This is a genomic window from Delftia sp. UME58 (genome assembly GCF_014170385.1).
Taxonomy (GTDB): domain Bacteria; phylum Pseudomonadota; class Gammaproteobacteria; order Burkholderiales; family Burkholderiaceae_C; genus Comamonas; species Comamonas acidovorans.
Map to the genome: position 1 here is coordinate 1 of NZ_LZZV01000026.1, position 1,840 is coordinate 1,840.

At 63.2% G+C, this 1,840-nt stretch carries 1 protein-coding gene and 1 pseudogene; one reads left to right on the top strand and one right to left on the bottom strand.

The features are described from left to right. A pseudogene (locus tag A9976_RS10175) lies at nucleotides 1–262 on the top strand (IS3 family transposase); the annotation flags it as partial. 28 nt (nucleotides 263–290) lie between these two features. On the opposite strand, the gene A9976_RS10180 reads toward A9976_RS10175, so the two are convergent. After that, nucleotides 291–1,562, bottom strand: coding sequence for an IS256 family transposase (locus A9976_RS10180; protein WP_183013799.1), 1,272 nt, complete (start codon nucleotides 1,560–1,562; stop codon nucleotides 291–293). Nucleotides 1,563–1,840 lie beyond the last annotated feature (278 nt).

Consider the following 1,840-nt stretch of genomic DNA (forward strand, 5'->3'; position numbering starts at 1 on the left):
CCAGGCTGGTGAGCTGGTGAACCACAAGACAGTGCAGAAATTGATGCAGGCGCTGGGCTTGAAGTCGCTCGTGCGCGCCAAGAAGTACCGCTCATACCGAGGCCAGTCACATCACGTGGCGGCCAACGTGTTGGCGCGTAACTTCGAGGCGGCGCGTCCGCACGAGAAGTGGGTGACCGATGTGACAGAGTTCAAGGTGCGTGGTGAGAAGTTGTACTTGTCGCCGGTGATGGATCTGTACAACGGCGGAGCCTGTCCGTATTTTTGTGGGCGAGGCGTTTTAAAAGTTGTTATCCCCGCGCCGCAGTAAACCGTTCGCCGAACAGGATAGCAAACTGGTTCATGGCGACTTTCCAGTCGAAGGTCGCCCTCACGGACTTGGCCAGCACGTTGCGTAGCGCCAGCCATAGGAGCTTGATGGCGGCCTCATCAGTGGGGAAGTGACCGCGCGTCTTGATGATCTTGCGCAATTGCATGTTCAAGCTCTCGATGGCGTTGGTCGTATAGATCACGCGCCTGATGTCCGGCGGGAAGACGAAGAAGGGCGTGACGTTCTCCCAGGCCCGCTGCCAGGCCGCAACGATTGTTGGGTACTTGGTCCCCCAGGGCCCATCGGCGAACCCCTGCAGCGCCTGCTCGGCCGCTTGTGCGCTGGCGGCCGCGTAGATCGGGCGTAGCGCGGCAGCGACGGCCTTGCGATCCTTCCATCCCGCGTAATCCAGGCTGTTGCGGATCAGGTGCACGATGCAGGTCTGTACCGTCGTGCGCGGGAAGGCCGTGCCGATGGCGTCAGCCAGGCCCTTCAGGCCGTCGACCACGGCGATCAGGATGTCCTGGCACCCCCGGGTCTTGAGTTCATTGAAGACCTTGAGCCAGAACTTGGCCCCCTCGGTCTGCTCGACCCACAGGCCCAGCACGTCGCGCTGGCCATCGGCCTGCACGCCCAGCGCCAGGTACACCGCCTTGTTGCTGACCCCGCCGTCGTCGCGGATCTTGACCCGCAGCGCGTCGAAGAACACCACCGGGTACATCGCTTCCAGCGGCCGGTTCTGCCAGGCAATCGTCTCGGCCATGACCTCGTCGGTGACCGAGCTGATGAAGTCCGGCGATACCTCGGTGCCATAGCTCTCGGCCAAGAACGCCTGGATCTCGCGCACGCTCATGCCCCGGGCGTACATGGAGATGATCCGGTCATCGAAACCGGTGAAGCGCCGCTCATGCTTGGGGATCAGGATCGGGGCGAAGGAGCCGTCCCGGTCGCGGGGAAGCTCCACGCGCACCGGGCCATGCTCGGTCAGCACCGTCTTGCCGCTGGCGCCGTTGCGCTCGTTGGCCTGGCCTTCGGGCTTGTCTTGGCCTGGCCGATATCCCAGATGCAGGTTCATCTCCGCGGCCATCGTCCGCTCGATTACCGCTTTCTGGAACGACAGGAACAGGTCTTGAACCTCGCTGGGCGTCATCGGTCCCTTGACCAGATGGTCCAGTAACTCGGCCGGCACTTCAGGCAGCGGCCCACGGGCCGCCGCCTGCGCGGCTGCTGTGCGTCTCTTCTTCATCGGCATATCCATGATCTTTATTCCTCATGATATGCCCCGCACACAAAATCCCGGATAGGCCCCGCGCCGGTGGCCCGGGGTGCTCGGGTCAACGATTGCGGTCCGGAGCCTTCGCTCCGGACTTCCCCTGCGTCATCTTCGTCGTCGCCTTCGGCGACTCCTTCAGATTCCCTTGGGCTTATCGACGCCCCTCGCACCCCGGGCGCGTCCGGGTGGTCACTCGTATGGGATCGCATGCCGCGCGCAACCCATCGTCTCTTGCGAATTCGTTGGCCGGATTATGC

Coding starts and splice junctions, on each gene's coding strand:
- A9976_RS10180 (WP_183013799.1), bottom strand. CDS start 1,562: ATGCCGATGAAGAAGAGACGCACAGCAGCCGCGCAGGCGGCGGCCCGT.